The following is a 15,468-nucleotide window of genomic DNA, read 5'->3' on the forward strand; positions in this document are numbered from 1 at the left end:
TGTTCTGACGTCATGATCAGAACCCAGACCCTCCGCGAGCAGTACCGCGCCCGCAAGGCCGAACTGCTGCAGAACGTCAGCGACAGCGGCCGCTCCACCCGCGGCGTGCATGCAGCCCTGCACCAGCTGGCCCGCCTGGCCGACGACAGCCTCAAGACACTTTGGAAACAGGCCGGGTTCGGCCCCGGCCTGGCCTTGGTCGCGGTCGGCGGTTTCGGGCGCGGCGAACTGTTCCCGCACTCGGACATCGACGTCCTGCTGCTGCTGCCCGAAGGCCAGTCGCCCGACGCGGATGAAGCCCTGCGCCAGCGCATCGAGACCTTCATCAGCAGTTGCTGGGACACCGGCCTGGAAATCGGCTCCAGCGTGCGCACGGTCGACGAATGCCTGGCCGAGGCGGCCAAGGACGTGACGGTGCAGACGGCGCAGCTGGAGTCGCGCCTGATCTGCGGCAACGCCACCCTGTTCAAGGATTTCCGCTGGCGCTTTCGCCAGGCGCTGGACGCGCGCGCCTTCTTTGTCGCCAAGACGCTGGAGATGCAGCAGCGCCACAACAAGTTCGAGGACACGCCCTACGCGCTGGAGCCCAACTGCAAGGAATCCCCCGGCGGCCTGCGCGACCTGCAGATCATCCTCTGGGTGGCGCAGGCCGCCGGCTACGGCAAGAGCTGGGACGAACTGGCCCGCACCGGCCTGGCCACCCCCTTCGAGGTACGCCAGCTCAAGCGCAACGAGGCCATGCTGGAGCTGATCCGCCTGCGCCTGCACCTGATCGCGGGCCGGCGCGAGGACCGGCTGGTGTTCGACCTGCAAACGGCGGTGGCGAACACCTTCGGCTACGGACTGACGGCCCCCACGCTCGGCACTGACGTGTCCTCGCTGCCCCCCGAGGGGGCTGTTTCGCCTAAGGGCGGCCTATCGGCGAAACCGGACACCACCGATGTCAAGACCAAGGTGCGCGCCAGCGAGGCGCTGATGCGCCACTACTACTGGGCCGCCAAGGCCGTGACCCAGCTCAACCAGATCCTGCTGCTCAACATCGAGGAGCGGCTCAACCCGCGCACCCAGGCCCCGCGCGCCATCAACGAACGCTTCCTGGACAAGGGCGGCCTGATCGAAGTCGCCAGCGACGAGCTCTACCAGCGCGAACCCCACGCCATCCTGGAGACCTTCCTGGTCTACCAGACCACCGAGGGCGCCAAAGGCCTGTCGGCGCGCACCTTGCGCGCGCTGTACAACGCGCGCGGCCTGATGACGGCGAAATTCCGCAGCGACCCGGTCAACCGCCGGACCTTCATGGCCATCCTGCAGCAGCCGCGCGGCATCACACACGCCATGCGCCTGATGAACCAGACTTCGGTGCTGGGACGTTACCTCTGGATCTTCCGGCGCATCGTGGGGCAGATGCAGCACGACCTGTTCCACGTCTACACCGTGGACCAGCACATCCTCATGGTGCTGCGCAACGTACGACGCTTTTTCATGGCCGAGCACGCGCACGAATACCCCTTCTGCTCGCAGCTCGGCGCCGGCTGGGACCAGCCCTGGATCCTCTACGCGGCCGCGCTCTTTCATGACATTGCCAAGGGCCGCGGCGGCGACCACTCCGACCTGGGCGCCACGGAAGTGCGTCGTTTTGCCAGCCAGCACGGCATCAGCCGCGAGGATGCCAAGCTGATCGAGTTCCTGGTGCGCGAGCACCTGTCGATGAGCCGCATCGCGCAGAAGTCCGACCTGAGCGACCCCGACGTCATCAACGCCTTCGCCAGGCAGGTCGGCAACGAGCGTTACCTGACCGCCCTGTACCTGCTCACCGTGGCCGACATCCGCGGCACCAGTCCCAAGGTCTGGAACGCCTGGAAAGGCAAGCTCCTCGAAGACCTCTACCGCTACACCCTGCGCGCCCTGGGCGGCCACGCGCCCTCGCCCGATGCCGAGGTCGAGGCGCACAAGCGCGAGGCCCTGGTCCAGCTGGCCCTGCACAGCCTGCCCCACGAGGCGCACAAAAAGCTCTGGGACACGCTGGACGTCAGCTATTTCATGCGCCACGATGCCGATGACATCGCCTGGCATACGCGCCACATCTCCCGCCATGTCGGTACGGACCAGCCCATCGTGCGGGCGCGTCGCTCACCCGCCGGCGAAGGCCTGCAGGTGCTGGTCTACACCGCTGACCAGCCCGACCTCTTCGCCCGCATCTGCGGTTATTTCGACCAGGGCGGCTTCAGCATCCTGGATGCGCGCATCCACACGGCGCGCAATGGCTATGCGCTCGACACCTTCCAGGTCGTCACGCCCGGTCTGCAGGACCATTACCGCGAAATGACCAGCATGGTCGAGTCGGAGCTGGCGCGTGCCATTGCCGAGGCGCCCCCCCTGCCCGAGCCCAGCCGCGCGCGGCTGTCGCGCCGGGTCAAGAGCTTCCCCGTCACGCCGCGCGTGAGCCTCAAGCCTGATGAAAAGGCCCAGCGCTGGCTGCTCAGCATCTCCGCCAGCGACCAGACCGGCCTGCTCTACAAGGTGGCACGCGTACTGGCCCGCCACCGCATCAACCTGCAGCTGGCCAAGGTCAACACCCTGGGTGAACGGGTGGACGATACCTTCCTGATCAGCGGCGACGCGCTGCAGAACAACCGCGCCCAGATCGCCATCGAGACCGAATTGCTGGACGTGCTGGCTTCCTGAGGCCCCTGCCCCCGCGGACACGCATGCCCCGGGTGTGCGCACAGACCCTGATTGACAGGCCTCCCCCTTGCCGTGCCATAGTGTGCAGGCAGCATCCTGCTGCAGAACAAGACACATCCATTGAGGAGACCGTGATGCGACATTCATTCCCGCGCAGGCTTGCCCTGTGCACCGTGGCCCTGGCCCTGGCCGGCTGCGCCCACTGGCCCGGCTCCGGCTGGGTCACGCTGATCGACGGCGAGCAGGGGCTGGAGAACTGGAACAGGATAGGCGACGCCAACTGGCGCATCGAGGCCGGCGGCATCTCGGCCAACCAGGGCAAGGGCGGCTACCTCGTTTCCAAGAATTCCTACAAGGATTTCGAGATCTATGCCGAGTTCTGGGCCGCCACCGACACCAACAGCGGCATCTTCATCCGCGCCTCCGATCCGGCCAAGATCGCGGCCGACAACGCTTACGAGGTCAACATCTGGGACATCCGCCCGGACCCGACCTATGCCACTGGCGCCATCGTCGGTTTTGCGGCCGTCCCCGTGCCCACCGTCTACAAGGCCGGCGGCAAGTGGAACACCCTGGAAATCTCGGCCAAGGGCGACGAGCTGACCGTGAAACTCAACGGCGTGCAGACCGTCAGCACCCGCAACGGCAAATTCCCCAGCGGCCCCTTCGCCCTGCAGTTTGGTGCCGGCGTGCAGGGTGCGAACGGCGGCCCGATCAAGTGGCGCAAGGTGCAGATCAAGCCGCTCTGAATTGAGCAGCGGGCCGGCACATCGCGGGCCGGCCCGCGTTCATATCAATCGTCCTGACTGGCGTCCAGCCCGGGAAACAGCACCTCGGTGTAGCCGAACTGCGTGAAATCGCGCACGCGCATCGGATACAGCTTGCCCACCAGGTGGTCGCACTCGTGCTGCACCACGCGGGCGTGGAAGCCCTCCACCGTGCGGTCGATGGCGTCACCGTATTGATCGAAACCGGTATAGCGGATGCGCTGCCAGCGCGGCACCACGCCGCGCAGCCCCGGCACCGAGAGACAGCCCTCCCAGCCCAGTTCTTCTGCCTCACCGAGGGGTGTGATCACCGGATTGCACAACACGGTGCGCGGCACGACGGGTGCGTCGGGGTAGCGCGGATTGAATTCCCCGCTGCCGAATATGACCACCTGCAGGTCCACGCCGATCTGCGGCGCCGCCAGGCCGGCGCCGTTGGCGGCGGCCATGGTGTCGATCAGGTCGGTGATGAGCAGGTGCAGTTCGTCATCGTCGAACCGGGTGACAGGCTGGGCGACACGCAAGAGGCGCGGGTCGCCCATGCGTAGAATCTCTCGAATGGTCATGGTGTCTGGAGCAAACGGTTGGTCATGAAGAAAGTTCTCATTATTGATGACCACGCGACAACGCGTGATCTCGTCAAATGGGCCCTGAACGAATCCGGGCTCAAGCTTTCCGAGGCCTCCAATGGCGAGGCTGGAATACTGGCGGCCAAGCAGAGCCATCCCGATCTGATCCTGCTCGACATCATGATGCCGGGCGGGCTCGACGGCTACGAGGTCTGCAAGCAGCTACGCAGCTCGGACACCCTTGCCAAGGTGAAGATCATCCTGCTCTCGGCGAACGACGCCGAGGCCGACCGCAAGCGGGGACAGGAGGCCGGCGCCAATGCCTACCTCGTCAAACCCTTCAAGCCGGCCGTGCTCCGGGGTGTGGTGAACAAGCTGCTGGAAGAATCCTGAAGGCGGACCGTACACCTGCCCATACCGATGCGCTGGCTCTACCTGCTCCTGGCCCTGCTTTTCCTGCTGCTGGGGATCATCGGTCTCTTCCTGCCCGTCCTGCCCACCACCCCGTTCGTCCTGCTGTCGGCCTGGGCAGCGGCACGCAGTTCGCCGCGCCTGCTCCACTGGCTTGAGAACCATACGGCCTTCGGCCCGATGATCCGCGACTGGCGTCGCGGCGGCGTGGTCAGCCGGCGCGCCAAGTGGCTGGCCACGTCATTCATGGGCGCCAGCGCGCTCTACATGCTGTACGGCGTGCGACCGCTGTGGGTACCGCTCTTGGCCATCACCTGCATGGTGGCCACCTTGTGGTGGCTATGGCGCCGGCCGGAGCGTTTTGCAGACGGCTCGACCAACGCGGGCTGAAGCCTCAGCCGGCAGCGCCGCCGAGCAGTGCCTGCAGGCCGGCTTCGTCGATCACCGCCACACCCAGGTCGCGCGCCTTGTCCAGCTTGCTGCCGGCCTCTTCGCCCGCCACCACGTAGTCGGTCTTCTTGCTGACCGAGCCGGCCACCTTGGCGCCGGCCGCCTCCAGCATCTCCTTGGCCTGCTCGCGGCTCAGCGTGGGCAGGGTGCCCGTCAGCACGAAGGTCTTGCCGGCCAGCGGCAGCTGCGCCGCCGGGCTGGGTTCGCCCTCCTCCCAACGCAAGCCGCAGGCGCGCAGCTGCGCCACCACCTCGCGGTTGTGCGCCTGCCGGAAGAAGGTGTGGATGCTCTGCGCCACCACGGGGCCCACGTCGGGCACCTGCAGCAAAGCTTCCTCGCTGGCATCCATGATGGCGTCGAGCTTGCCGAAATGCCGCGCCAGCGCCTTGGCCGTGGCCTCGCCCACGTGGCGGATGCCCAGGCCGAAGATGAAACGAGGCAAGGTGGTCTGTTTCGATTTCTCCAGCGCGTCGACGATGTTCTGCGCCGACTTGTCGGCCATGCGCTCAAGGCTGGCCAGCGCTACCAGGCCCAGGCGGTAGAGATCCGGCAGGGTATTCACGACGCCACCGTCGACCAGCTGGTCCACCAGTTTCTCGCCCAGGCCCTCGACCTCAACTGCGCGGCGCTGCGCAAAGTGCAGGATGGCCTGCTTGCGCTGGGCGCTGCAGTACAGGCCGCCGGTGCAGCGGTAGTCGGCCTCGTCCTCCTCGCGCACGGCCGCCGAGCCGCAGACCGGGCAGATGCGCGGCATGGTGAAGATTTCGGCCCCAGGCTGGCGCTTCTCGAGCAGAACGGCCACCACCTCGGGGATCACGTCGCCGGCGCGGCGCACGATCACCGTGTCGCCCACGCGCACATCCTTGCGCCGGGCTTCGTCCTCGTTGTGCAGGGTGGCATTGGTCACCGTGACACCACCCACAAACACCGGCGCCAGCTTGGCCACCGGCGTGAGCTTGCCGGTGCGACCCACCTGCACCTCGATGGCCTGTACGGTGGTGAGCATCTCCTGCGCCGGGTACTTGTGCGCCACGGCCCAGCGTGGCTCGCGGGTCTTGAAACCCAGCTGCTGCTGCAGGGCCAGGGCGTTGACCTTGTAGACCACCCCGTCAATATCGAAAGGCAGCGCGTCGCGTTTCGCACCCATGGCCTGGTGAAAGGCCAGCAGGCCCTCGGCGCCCTGGGCCACGACCCGTTCGGCGCACACCGGCAAACCCAGGGCCTGCAGCGCATCCAGCATCTGGCTGTGCGTAGCGGGGACGGCCCAGCCTTGCACTTCGCCCAGGCCATAGGCAAAAAAGCTCAGCGGCCGCTGGGCCACCAGGGCCGGGTCCAGCTGGCGGATGGCGCCGGCCGCCGTGTTGCGCGGGTTGATGAAGGTCTTCTCGCCCTTTTCGCGCTGTGTCTCATTGAGTGACTCGAAGTCATCGCGCCGCATATAGACCTCGCCACGCACCTCCAGCACGGGCGCGTCACAGCCGTCCAGGCGCAGCGGTATTTGCCCGATGGTGCGCACGTTCTGCGTCACATCCTCGCCGGTCTCACCGTCCCCGCGCGTGGCAGCCTGCACCAGCACACCGCGTTCATAGCGCAGATTGATGGCCAGGCCGTCGAACTTGAGTTCGGCTGCGTAGTCCACCGGCGGATCGGTTTCCTGCAGACCCAGGGCCTTGCGCACGCGGGCATCAAAGTTCTGCGCCCCCTGAGCCGTCGTGTCGGTCTCGGTGTCGATGGACAGCATGGGAACCGCATGGCGCACCGCCGCCAGTCCATCAAGAATCTGTCCACCCACCCGCTGCGTCGGCGAGTCGGACGTGAGCAGTTCCGGATGCGCCGCCTCCAGCGCCTGGAGTTCGCGGAACAGCCGGTCGTACTCGGCGTCCGGGACCTCGGGCGCATCGAGCACGTAGTAGCGGTGCGCGTGGTGGTGCAGCAGGCGGTGCAGTTCCTGCACACGCCGCAAGTCAGGGCCGCCAGCGGGCGCCGCGTCGAACAGGTCGGACGTGCTCATCGAATCCAGGGGTCAAAATTTCAGGAGAACAGACGGCGCGCCAGTACCGAGCCGGCTGACAACTCGCGCTCGTCGAGCTTGTCGTAGAGGTTCTCGAGCTCCGAACCGATCAGGTCCATGGCATCGGTGCTCAGGGTCTGGCCATTGTCGTCGGTGATCTGGCCGTCCATGACCTCCGCCAGGCGCGCGGCGGTCTCGCGCAGGCGCACATAGGGCTGCTCGGAGCGTGCCACCTGGGACACATCCAGGCTCAAGGTCATCTCGCGGATGGCGGTCTGGGCCGGGTCTTCGGCCTGGGCAGCCTGCGCGTCGTAATGCAGGCCCAGCGTGGGCGGCTGGCCGCCCACGCTGGCGGGCAGCACCATGCGCCCGGGCAGCACGCCGGCCACGAAACCCAGGCGTGCCGCGTTCTGCTGCACATAACCCGCGCTCCAGGCGGTGTGGCGCGCGCGCAGGGTGACGCTGAGCTGCGCATCATGCTCGCTGGCAAAGGCATCGAGTTCGCGCGCCCGCGCCACGGCATCGAGCATGTCGGGGAATTCGGGGGTGCCGCCCACGGCGTCGGCCAGGGCCTGCGTCTTCATGACGAACTCGGAGTACTCGATCTCGTTGAGCGCGCCGGCGCGGTTGGCCAGTTGCACGCCGGCCTGCAGGGCGCTGTAACGCCGGCCGGGCTGGGGCGGCTCCCAGGCCCCGTTGGCCAGGCCTTCGATGGCATAGGGCTTGCTGCCCACACGGCGCGTGGCCGGCATGTGCTGCAGCACAGCCTCGCCGCTGACCGGGTGCTCGAGCTCGATGGTCGCACTGACGTCGATCAAGGGGTCCAGCTGGGCTTTCCTGTCCAGCATCGTCGGCAGCAGGAGCCCGTCCTCATCGGCGCTGCCGGCGGCAGCGGGCGCCGCCGGATCGGGCGCGAGCCCGTCCAGCCCATGCGGCTCGACGGGGGCGGCTTCAGGCTCCGCCAGGCGAGGCTGGTTGCGCCGTGCCGTCCAGGCGCCGTGCGCCACCAGGGCCGCCAGCAACAGACCGCCAGCGATAGCCAGTCCAATCTGCAGCCTGCTCATTGGTTTCCTTGTACGCAGGCTACCGCGGCACCGGCTTTGCCGGGCCGCTGGGAGTGCCGCCCCTCGGGGGGGAGACGCCGAAGGCGTTTCGGGGGAGGCATCATGCTTCCGCCATGGACACGGCAGATTCCATGTCCACCGCCACGATGCGCGAGACGCCCTGCTCCTGCATGGTCACGCCGATCAACTGCTCGGCCATTTCCATGGCGATCTTGTTGTGGCTGATGAAGAGGAACTGGGTGCCCTTGCTCATGCTGCTCACCAGCTTGGCATAACGCTCGGTGTTGGCGTCGTCCAGCGGCGCGTCCACCTCGTCCAGCAGACAGAAGGGGGCCGGGTTGAGCTGGAAGATGGCAAACACCAGCGCGATCGCCGTCAGCGCCTTCTCGCCGCCCGAGAGCAGGTGGATGGTCTGGTTCTTCTTGCCCGGCGGCTGGGCCATGACCTGCACGCCGGCGTCCAGGATCTCGTCGCCGGTCATGATGAGTCGGGCCTGGCCACCGCCGAAGAGCTCGGGGAACATCTTGCCGAAGTGCTCGTTGACGGTCTTGAACGTGCCGGCCAGCAGTTCGCGGGTTTCGCCGTCGATCTTGCGGATGGCATCCTCCAGCGTATTCATCGCCAGGTTCAGGTCGGCCGATTGCGCGTCCAGGAAGTGCTTGCGTTCGCTCGCGCTGGCCAGCTCTTCCAGGGCCGCCAGGTTGACCGCCCCCAGGGCCGCGATCTCGCGGTTCAGGCGATCGATCTCGCCTTGCAGGCCGGTCAGGCGCACGTTGCCTTCTTCGATGGACTTGGCCACGGCTTCCAGGTCGGCCTGGGCATCGGCCAGCAGCTGGGCGTACTGCTCGAAGCCCAGGCGTGCGGCCTGCTCCTTGAGCTGCATGTCCTGGATGCGCTGGCGCAAGGGGTCGAGCTCGCGCTCGAGCTTGATACGGCGCTCGTCGCTGGCGCGCAGCTTGGCGGTCAGGTCGTCGTATTCGCTGCGCTTGGCGCCCAGAGCCTGCTCGCGTTCGAGCTTGAGCGCCAGCGCGTTCTGCAGGCCGGCCTGGGCGGCGGCGTCGGTCAGGCGGGCCAATTCGTCGCGGGCACGCTGTTCCTCGGTCGTGATGGTGGCCGCCTGCTGGTCGGCGGTGTCGATGGCACGGGCCAGTTCGGCCTTGCGGGCGTCCAGCGTGCGCAGCGAGAAGGTGGCCTCCTGCGCCTGGCGCTCCAGGCTGCGCTGTTGCTCGCGGCAGGCATTGAGTTTGCGCTCGGCTTCGAGCACACGCTCGTCGAGCTGGGCATGGCGCTCCTGGCTGTCGGCCAGCTGCATGTCCAGTTCCTCGAAGCGGCCTTCGGCGGCCACGCGGCGCTCCTGCAGCTCTTCCAGCAGGACATCGACCTCGGCCAGGTCGCCGGCGATCTGCTCGCTGCGGGCGCGGGTCTGTTCGGCCAGCTGCGTCAGGCGCAGGGTCTCGACCTGCAGCTCGTGGGCGCGGCTTTGCGTCTCGCTGGCTTCACGGCGCGCGGTGATCAGGCGTTGCGAAGCGTCGGCGTAGGCCGCCTCGGCGCGCACCAGGGCGCTGCGGGCCTCCTCGTTGATGAGGGACTGGGCACGCAGCTGCTTTTCCAGGTTCTCGATTTCCTGCGCGCGGGCCAGCAGACCGGCCTGTTCGGAATCCTGGGCGTAGAAGCTCACGCTGTGCGCGGTGACGGCGTGGCCGCTCTTCACATAGAGGGTCTCGCCGGGCTGCAACTGGGCGCGCTGGGCCAGGGCCTCCTCGAAGCTCTGCGCCACGTAGCAGCCCTGCAGCCAGTCGGCCAGCACGGCCTTGAGGCCGGCATCGTTCACGCGCAGCAGGTCGGCCAGGCGCGGCAGACCGCCGGTCTTCTCGGGGGCGCCAGCCGACGGCGTGCTGTAGAAAGCCAGCTTGGCCGGCGGTGCGTCAGCACCGAAGGCCTTGACCATGTCGATGCGGCTGACTTCGAGCGCGCCCATGCGCTCGCGCAGCGCGGCCTCGAGGGCGCTTTCCCAGCCCTGCTCGATGTGCAATTTGGTCCACAGGGCCTGCAGGTCGGCCAGGCCATGTTTGGCCAGCCAGGGCTGCAGCTTGCCGTCGGTCTTGACTTTCTCCTGCAGGGCCTTGAGGGCTTCCATGCGCGCCGACAGATCAGCCTGCCTGGCGGCTTCGGTGTTCACGGTGGCCTGCTGGGTGCGGCGTGTCTCATCGAGCTGCGGCACGCTGTCCTGCAGCTCGTGCAGGCGGGCATCGGCCACGGCGGCGGCTTCGCTGGCCTGGGCCAGCTGGGCCTGCAGGCTCTGCAGGCGGGCCTCATCCGGCGCGGCCAGGGCCTTGCGGTCGGTGTCCAGGCGTTCGCGACGCTGGTTCAGCTGGCGCGACTGCTCCTCGATGCTGCGCTGCTCGGCGGCCAGCACCTGGATCTGCTGCTGCACCTGGGTCACGCTGCCGCGCTGCTCATTGGCGCGGCTCTGGGCCTGGCGCACGGCCTCTTCCATGTCAGGCAGGGCCTGGGCCTGCTCTTCCAGCTGGGCCGCCAGTTCAGTGGTCTTCTCCTCGCCCACCAGGGCCAGCTCGGCCAGGCTTTCGATCTCGGCCTGGGCGTCCTGCTTGCGCGTAGCCCACTGGGCGGTCTGCTCCTTCAGGGTGACCAGGCGCTCCTCGACGCGCTGGCGACCCTCGACCACGAAACGGATCTCGGCCTCCAGCCGCCCCACTTCGGTGCTGGCCTCATAGAGCAGGCCCTGGGCCTGGTTGACCTGGTCGCCGGCGGCGTAATGCGCCTGGCGGATGGTCTCCAGATCGGCCTCGATGTGGCGCAGGTCGGCCACGCGGGATTCGAGCTCGATGACGGCCTTCTCGCCTTCCTGCCTGATCTTGCTCTGGTCGGCCTCGGCCTCGGAGCGGCGCAGGTACCAGAGCTGCTGCTGCTTGAGCGTGGCATCGGCCTGCAGGGTGTTGTACTTCTGTGCGACCTCGGCCTGGCGTTCGAGTTTTTCCAGGTTGGCGTTGAGTTCGCGCAGGATGTCTTCCACGCGGGTCAGGTTCTCGCGCGTGTCGGACAGGCGGTTTTCGGTCTCGCGGCGACGCTCCTTGTACTTGGAGACACCGGCGGCCTCTTCGAGGAACAGGCGCAACTCTTCCGGCTTGGATTCGATGATGCGGCTGATCGTGCCCTGGCCGATGATGGCGTAGGCGCGCGGGCCCAGACCCGTGCCGAGGAACACGTCCTGCACGTCACGGCGGCGCACCGGCTGGTTGTTGATGTAGTAGCTGCTGGTGCCGTCGCGCGTCAGCACGCGCTTGACGGCGACTTCCGAATACTCGCGGAAGGGGCCGCCAGCGCGGTGGTCGGCGTTGTCGAACACCAGCTCCACGCTGGAGCGGCTGGCCGGCTTGCGCGTGGTGGTGCCGTTGAAGATCACGTCCTGCATGGACTCGCCGCGCAACTCGCTGGCGCGGCTTTCGCCCAGCACCCAGCGCACGGCGTCCATGATGTTGGACTTGCCGCAGCCGTTGGGGCCGACCACACCGACCAGTTGCCCGGGCAGCATGAAGTTGGTCGGCTCGGCAAAGGACTTGAACCCGGAAAGCTTGATGGAGGTGAGACGCACGGTGAGAACAGTCTGATGGCGGGAACAGCCCGAAATCATACCGTCACGGCCCGCACGAAAATCGTGCGCTCATGCGGGATGTGTGCTACGGGAAAACCCGAAAGGTTGCATTTGTACACATTGCCATGCGCCGCGTCATGGCGACCGCCTGACGGACCGTGTAGATTCACGCCATTTGACCGGTTCCACATAGAAACGCCACCATCATGAATCAGGCCGCCAGCGAGACGCAGAAGAACGACGTGCTGCAAATCAGCCTCAAGGAGCTTGGCCTGCGCCCGGGCATCGCGCTGCAGGTGCGCCGGCTGGTGGAAGGCGCCAGCAAGAAGGAGGGCCAGCTCTTCGGCGCCATCGAGAACCGGGGCGTGATGGTGGGACCCCAGGGTCCGGAGGGCGAGGACACCGGACTGACCGAGGGCGACGTCTGCATCGTGCGCGGCTTTACGGGCCTGCATGAGTTTTCCTTCATCAGCAAGGTCCTGCAGACCTATGAGAAACCCTTCGTTTATGCCCTGCTGGCCTACCCGACCCAGGTCGATGCCCGCCAGGTCCGCCATTCCCTGCGGACCAAGACCAGCTGGCCCGTCAACGTTCGGATCGGCGAACTCAAGCTGGACGGGCAGTTGCTGGACATCAGCATGCAGGGCGCCATGATCAGCACGCCCACAGCCACCACCGCGGTGGGCAAGACCCTCGACCTCAGCATCGGCGCCGTGGTCGAAGGCGAGCCCAGCACCCTGGCACTCAAGGCCACGGTCTGCCACGCCCGCCAGGCCGCAGACGGCACGTGCCACTTCACTGGCATGGCTTTCCGTGGCCTGAACCAGCAGGACAAGCTGGTGCTGCACTACCTCACCAAGGCCCCACAAGGCTGAGACCAACCGTGCCGGGCACGGTATGCCCTTCACTTTCGTGGGTGAATGCGCGCGCCCGGACCGCCCGGTAGCTGCCTTCCCTTAGATTCGACCGATTCGTATCCAAGGTCATCCATGAATCCACAAGTTGTCTCGAGCTACGACGGCACTTATGTCGCGCTCTCTTTCCTCATTGCCTTCGTCGGTTCCTTTGTTGCGCTGACGGCGGCCCGCCGCCTCGTCGGCCCCGAAGGCCGCATCAACCATTTCGACCTGATGGCCGCCACGCTGGCGCTGGGTGGCATCGGCGTCTGGACCATGCATTTCATTGGCATGGCCGCACTGAAGATGGACCTGCGCGTAGGCTACTCCATGACCGAAACCATCATCTCGCTGCTGGTGGTCTGCCTGGCGACCGGTTTCGGCCTGACGTATGTGGCCCGCGATCCCTCCAACAAGACCCGGCTGCTCACGGCTGGCGCCTCTTTGGGACTGGGTGTGGCCGTCATGCATTACCTGGGCATGTACGGCATGCGTTTTGGCGGCTATATCAACTGGTCGTTCCTGCTGGTGGCAGCCTCCCTCCTGATCGCCGTCGTGGCAGCGACCGCCGCCCTCTGGCTGGCCTTCAACACCAAACCCCTGGCGCTGCGCCTGCTGGCGGCCGTCGTCATGGCCGTGGCCGTCTGCGCCATGCACTACACCGGCATGGCCGCGGCTGATTTCGTCTGCACCACCCCGGACCGGCAGGCGCTTCCCCGCGGCTTTGGTGTCATCAACTCGACCGACCTGCCCGAGGTCGTGATGGTCATGTCCATCGGCATCGCCCTGGTGCTGTCCATCGACCTGCTGACGCAGAAGTTGCTGGGCACGGCCAAGCGGCGGTCGCGCTGAACCCTGAGGGGGGTTGCCGCCCCCCGCCTCTGCCGCGCCGGGGAGTTCCGGGATAATTCCCCCTCATGAACCCCCTGCTCCAACGACTGCAGCCCTATCCTTTCGAACGGCTGCGGCAACTTTTTGCCGGCATCACCCCCAACCCGGCCTATCGCCCCATCAGCCTGGGCATCGGTGAGCCCAAGCACGCCACGCCCGATTTCATCAAGCACGCCCTCAGCGACGCGCTGGACACCGGCCTGACCGGCTACCCCCCGACCGCCGGTGAGCCGGCGCTGAGGGAAGCCATGGCCGGCTGGCTGCAGCGCCGTTATGGCGTCACGCTCAACCCGACCGGCCAGATCCTGCCAGTCAATGGCTCGCGCGAGGCCCTGTTCGCGCTGACGCAGACGGTGGTCGACGGCAGCCAGCCTGGCGCGCTGGTCCTGTGCCCGAACCCCTTCTATCAAATCTACGAAGGCGCCGCGCTGCTGGCGGGCGCCCAGCCCTATTACGTGCCCAGCGACCCGGCGCGCAACTTCGCCGTGGACTGGGACAGCGTGCCCGCCGAGGTCTGGGCCCGCACCCAGCTGATCTTCACCTGCTCACCCGGCAACCCGACCGGTGCCGTGATGCCGCTGGAAGAATGGAAGAAGCTGTTCGACTTGAGCGATCGCTACGGCTTTGTCATCGCCTCCGACGAGTGTTACAGCGAGATCTACTTCCGGGACGAACCGCCGCTGGGCGGGCTGGAGGCGGCCTTGAAACTGGGTCGCGGCGACTTCAGGAACCTGATCGCACTGACCAGTCTTTCCAAACGCAGCAACGTGCCAGGCATGCGCAGCGGCTTCGTGGCCGGCGATGCGGCCATCATGAAGGCCTTCCTGCTCTACCGCACCTACCACGGCAGCGCCATGAGCCACGTGGTGCAGGCCGCCAGCATCGCCGCCTGGAACGACGAACAGCACGTCATCGAGAACCGCAACCTCTACCGCGCCAAGTTCGCCCAGGTCACGCCCATGCTGAGCGCCGTGCTGGACGTGGCCCTGCCCGACGCGGCCTTCTACCTGTGGGCCGGCGTGAAGGGCAGCGACACCGATTTCGCCCGCGATCTCTACGCTCTTTACAATGTGACTGTTTTACCCGGCAGCTATCTGGCGCGCGAAGCTCGCGGCTTCAACCCCGGCGCCGGGCGCGTGCGCATGGCGCTGGTGGCCGAAACCGCCGAATGCGCAGAAGCGGCCGAACGCATCATTCAATTTGTCCAATCCAGAAACTGAACATCCGAGTCCTACACATGAGCCAACAACTGCAACAGATCATCGAAGCTGCCTGGGAGAACCGCGCCAACATCTCCGTCAAGTCCGCGCCCAGGGAAGTGGCCGACGCCGTGGAGCACGTCATCTCCGAGCTGAACAAGGGCCGCCTGCGCGTGGCCACGCGCGAGTCCGTGGGCAAGTGGACGGTGCACCAGTGGATCAAGAAGGCCGTGCTGCTGTCCTTCCGCCTGAAGGACAACGAGGTCATCAAGGCCGGCGACCTGGGCTTCTACGACAAGGTGCAGACCAAGTTCGCACACCTCTCGGCTGAAGAAATGGCCGCCACCGGCGTGCGCGTGGTGCCCCCGGCCGTGGCCCGCCGTGGCAGCTACATCGCCAAGGGCGCCATCCTGATGCCCAGCTACGTGAACATCGGCGCCTACGTGGACGAGAACACCATGGTCGACACCTGGGCCACCGTGGGCTCCTGCGCGCAGATCGGCAAGAACGTGCACCTCTCAGGCGGCGTGGGCATCGGCGGCGTGCTGGAGCCGGTGCAGGCCGGCCCGACCATCATCGAGGACAACTGCTTCATCGGCGCGCGCTCGGAGATCGTCGAGGGCGTGGTGGTCGAGGAAAACTCGGTCATCTCCATGGGCGTGTACATCGGCCAGAGCACCAAGATCTATGACCGCGCGACGGGCGAAGTCCACTACGGCCGCGTGCCGGCCGGCTCGGTGGTGGTCTCGGGCAACCTGCCCAGCGCCGACGGCAAGTACAGCCTGTATTGCGCCGTGATCGTCAAGCGCGTGGACGCACAGACCCGCTCCAAGACCAGCCTGAACGACCTGCTGCGCGACTGATCACGCCGGCAGCGGACGACCTCGACAAACGATACAGGGAGAGCAGACA

General features: G+C 66.8%; 12 protein-coding genes. 8 read left to right on the forward strand and 4 right to left on the reverse strand.

Annotation, left to right across the window (positions count from 1 at the left end; all coding sequences use genetic code 11):
• The first annotated feature begins 12 nt into the window (after positions 1–12).
• A complete protein-coding gene (locus AC1RRP_RS15235) occupies positions 13–2,685 on the forward strand; it encodes a [protein-PII] uridylyltransferase (RefSeq protein ID WP_493037622.1) in 2,673 nt (890 codons plus the stop codon).
• A 134-nt stretch (positions 2,686–2,819) separates the two neighbouring features.
• Positions 2,820–3,434 (forward strand): 3-keto-disaccharide hydrolase, encoded by a 615-nt coding sequence (locus AC1RRP_RS15240; protein WP_493037624.1) that lies wholly within the window; start codon positions 2,820–2,822, stop codon positions 3,432–3,434.
• A gap of 44 nt (positions 3,435–3,478) precedes the next feature.
• Here the strand turns inward: AC1RRP_RS15240 and def are convergent, their stop codons facing one another.
• A complete protein-coding gene (def, locus tag AC1RRP_RS15245; RefSeq protein ID WP_493037626.1) occupies positions 3,479–4,018 on the reverse strand; it encodes a peptide deformylase in 540 nt (179 codons plus the stop codon).
• 24 nt (positions 4,019–4,042) lie between these two features.
• Between def and AC1RRP_RS15250 the strand changes: the two genes are divergently transcribed.
• The gene (locus AC1RRP_RS15250; RefSeq protein ID WP_493037628.1) at positions 4,043–4,414 is read left to right on the forward strand and encodes a response regulator transcription factor; all 372 of its coding nucleotides are present in this window, start codon (positions 4,043–4,045) and stop codon (positions 4,412–4,414) included.
• 27 nt (positions 4,415–4,441) lie between these two features.
• A complete protein-coding gene (locus AC1RRP_RS15255; RefSeq protein WP_493037630.1) occupies positions 4,442–4,822 on the forward strand; it encodes a YbaN family protein in 381 nt (126 codons plus the stop codon).
• A 4-nt stretch (positions 4,823–4,826) separates the two neighbouring features.
• Here the strand turns inward: AC1RRP_RS15255 and ligA are convergent, their stop codons facing one another.
• The 3 genes from ligA to smc all read right to left on the reverse strand — a co-directional run bounded on the left by ligA (position 4,827) and on the right by smc (position 11,570).
• Complete coding sequence (ligA, locus tag AC1RRP_RS15260; protein ID WP_493037632.1) at positions 4,827–6,893, reverse strand: NAD-dependent DNA ligase LigA; 2,067 nt, start codon at positions 6,891–6,893, stop codon at positions 4,827–4,829.
• Between the two features lie 20 nt (positions 6,894–6,913).
• Positions 6,914–7,957 carry a cell division protein FtsZ gene (locus AC1RRP_RS15265; RefSeq protein WP_493037634.1) on the reverse strand — a complete coding sequence of 348 codons (1,044 nt, stop codon included), beginning with the start codon at positions 7,955–7,957 and terminating at the stop codon, positions 6,914–6,916.
• 100 nt (positions 7,958–8,057) lie between these two features.
• Complete coding sequence (gene smc, locus AC1RRP_RS15270) at positions 8,058–11,570, reverse strand: chromosome segregation protein SMC (protein ID WP_493037636.1); 3,513 nt, start codon at positions 11,568–11,570, stop codon at positions 8,058–8,060.
• A gap of 206 nt (positions 11,571–11,776) precedes the next feature.
• On the opposite strand from smc, the gene AC1RRP_RS15275 reads away from it, so the two are divergent.
• The 4 genes from AC1RRP_RS15275 (at position 11,777) to dapD (ending at position 15,419) form a co-directional block, all read left to right on the forward strand.
• Positions 11,777–12,445, forward strand: a complete 669-nt coding sequence (locus AC1RRP_RS15275) for a PilZ domain-containing protein (protein ID WP_493037638.1) — start codon at positions 11,777–11,779, stop codon at positions 12,443–12,445.
• Positions 12,446–12,559: 114 nt separating this feature from the next.
• Positions 12,560–13,318, forward strand: a complete 759-nt coding sequence (locus tag AC1RRP_RS15280; RefSeq protein WP_493037640.1) for an MHYT domain-containing protein — start codon at positions 12,560–12,562, stop codon at positions 13,316–13,318.
• A gap of 65 nt (positions 13,319–13,383) precedes the next feature.
• Positions 13,384–14,577 (forward strand): succinyldiaminopimelate transaminase, encoded by a 1,194-nt coding sequence (gene dapC, locus AC1RRP_RS15285; protein ID WP_493037642.1) that lies wholly within the window; start codon positions 13,384–13,386, stop codon positions 14,575–14,577.
• Between the two features lie 17 nt (positions 14,578–14,594).
• Positions 14,595–15,419: a 2,3,4,5-tetrahydropyridine-2,6-dicarboxylate N-succinyltransferase gene (gene dapD, locus AC1RRP_RS15290; RefSeq protein WP_493037644.1), complete on the forward strand. Its 825-nt coding sequence runs from the start codon at positions 14,595–14,597 to the stop codon at positions 15,417–15,419.
• Positions 15,420–15,468 lie beyond the last annotated feature (49 nt).

The sequence above is a fragment of the Hylemonella sp. GW821-FHT12C09 genome (assembly GCF_058807395.1).